This is a genomic window from Dyella sp. (assembly GCF_035685885.1).
In the GTDB taxonomy this organism is placed as follows: domain Bacteria; phylum Pseudomonadota; class Gammaproteobacteria; order Xanthomonadales; family Rhodanobacteraceae; genus Dyella.
Genome location: NZ_DASRZX010000115.1, coordinates 1 through 2326, shown reverse-complemented (window position 1 = coordinate 2326; position 2326 = coordinate 1). Strand labels below are relative to the sequence as shown.

Here is a 2326-nt window from a genome sequence, read left to right as displayed (position 1 = left end):
CGGCAGTCCGGTGTAGAGGAGATGCCCGACGTTGGAGGTGCGCACGCGGCACAGTTGGTCGTCGCCATCGCGGGCGATCGCGTAGTTGCACATGCCATCGTCCCAGAACAGTTCCTCCACGGTGCGCCGAAGTGCGGTGGCGCGCGTTCGCCATTCGCTGGCACGCACGGAATCGCCGCGCCGCTCGGCGATGCGCGCCATGATGCGCAGCGCGGCGAACACATAGCCCTGCACCTCGATCAGCGCGATGGGGCCTTCGGGAATGCGCCCGTCAGCGTGGAAAACGGAATCGTTGCTGTCCTTCCAACCCTGGTTGACGAGGCCGCCTTCCGCGCCGCGCGCGTAGGCAAGCAATCCGTGCGTATGAGCGCGGCAAGTGGTTTCGATCCAGCCCATGGCGGCCAGCAGCGAAGGCCAGAGCTGGTCGATGAAGGCCAAGTCGCCAGTGCGGTCGGCATAGGCGCCCGCCAGCATGATGAACAATGGCGTGCTGTCCACGCCGCCGTAGTAGAGACCAAAGGGTATTTCGCCGAGCGCGGCCATTTCGCCCGAGCGCGTCTCATGCATGATCTTGCCGGGCGCCGAATCGCGGAAGGCCGAAGTTTCCGTGGCCTGCCGGCTGGCGAGGTAGGCCAGCACGCCGCGCGCAAGGCTGGGGTCGACCCACAGCGTCTGCAATGCCGTGATCAAGCCGTCTCGCCCGAACGGCGTGGAGAACCACGGGATGCCAGCATAGGGATAGGGGCCGGTGGGCAGGTCGGCGACCAGCAGCGCAATATCGGCGCGCGAGCGGTCGAGCCAGCTGTTGAACAGGCGCGCGTTGCTGCGCAGGCAGGCGCCGCGATGTCGCCGGTTGCGCATGGTGGCGCGCGCCGCCGCCGCCGCGCGCCGAAAGCGTTCGCGCGTCGGTTTGGCGGCGTCATCGCCGACCTCGACGTACAGCACGGCCGTGCTGCGGCGTGGCAGGCTCAGCTGGAACTCGGCACGATGAGCTTGCAGCTGGTCTGGCGTATCGGAAAAGGCGATCACCGTCCGGCGCAGCACGCCGTCCAGCCCCCGGTATGAAAGGCTCGCGCAGTGATCCTCCAGCTCCGGCGGAAGCTGTTCGCCGCGTTGTTCCCGCGTCATGCCGCGGACTTCGAAGATGTCACGGAAGTCTGCGTGGAAGCGCAGGCGCAGTGGCACCTGCAGGTCATCATCGTCGAAATTGCGGAGGGTAATCCGCTCGAACAGCCGGTTATCCCACAGCAGTCGCGTGCGCTGCACATGGATGACGCCAGCGGGTGCCGCCTTGCCGCCGACGGGTGGCAACGGTTCGTTGGTGAGGTCGGCGGTAAACAGCACGTTGTCGTGACTCACCGCGCCGCTCAACAGCGAAGGATGCGTGCCGCCCACCTCCAGGATCCAGTGCGACAGCACGCGTGTATCGCTGCGAAACATGCCCTCGGCGCCGCCATACATGTCACCGCGTGAATCGCTCACGGCGAAACTGTGCGCCGACTTCAACGCGAACATGGAACGCGTTTCGGCAATGGTCAGGCTGTCGGTGATTTCGTTGGGTGCAAACGCCTCATTGTTCATCCGCTGCTCTCATATGCCTACGGCGCGAAGGTCGGTCGACTGGCTCACTAGCTGCCGATACACCGCCTCGTAGCCCGCGGCCATGACATCCGCGGTGAAACGCCTCTCGAACACACTCCGGATGCTCTTGCGGTTGAGGCGCGGGATGCGGGCGACGGCGGCAACCGCCTCGTCCTCGCTGTTTACTATGAAGCCGGTCAAGCCATCGTCGACGACGCTGGGGACGGAACCGCAGTTCCATGCGATCACCGGCGTGCCACAGGCCATGGCCTCGATCATCACCAGGCCGAATGGCTCGGGCCAGTCGATGGGGAACAGCAGCGCCCGCGCATTGCCCAGGAACGCTTCCTTGTCCGAATCGCTGATTTCACCCACGAATTGCACCAGCGGATCATCGAGCAGGGGTTCGATGTGTTCGTGGAAGTACGCACGATCCACGGCATCGACCTTGGCGGCGATGCGCAGCGGAATGCCGGTTCGCCGCGCAATCGCAATGGCTCGATCGGGACGCTTCTCCGGTGATATGCGGCCGAGGAACGCCAGGTAGCCGCCTCCCATGAGGCTGTGCCCGCGGTACAGGTCCGCGGGAATGCCGTGTGGCACCGTGGCGATCCACGAGGCGTCGGGCAGCGGTGCGCGCTGCTGGCGCGAGATCGACACCAGCGGATACTGCGGCCAGCGCGCATAGGCATCGGCCAGGTCGGTGAGATCCAGGCGGCCGTGCAGGGTGGTGATGGTGCGCGAG

2 protein-coding genes are annotated in these 2326 nt (G+C 65.8%); both read right to left on the bottom strand.

The window, feature by feature from the left end:
* Positions 1–1581 (bottom strand): glycogen debranching N-terminal domain-containing protein (locus VFG49_RS13765; RefSeq protein WP_324861431.1); only part of this gene is annotated, 1581 nt, incomplete at its 3' end.
* Positions 1582–1590: 9 nt separating this feature from the next.
* Positions 1591–2326 (bottom strand): glycosyltransferase family 4 protein (locus tag VFG49_RS13760; RefSeq protein WP_324861429.1); only part of this gene is annotated, 736 nt, incomplete at its 5' end.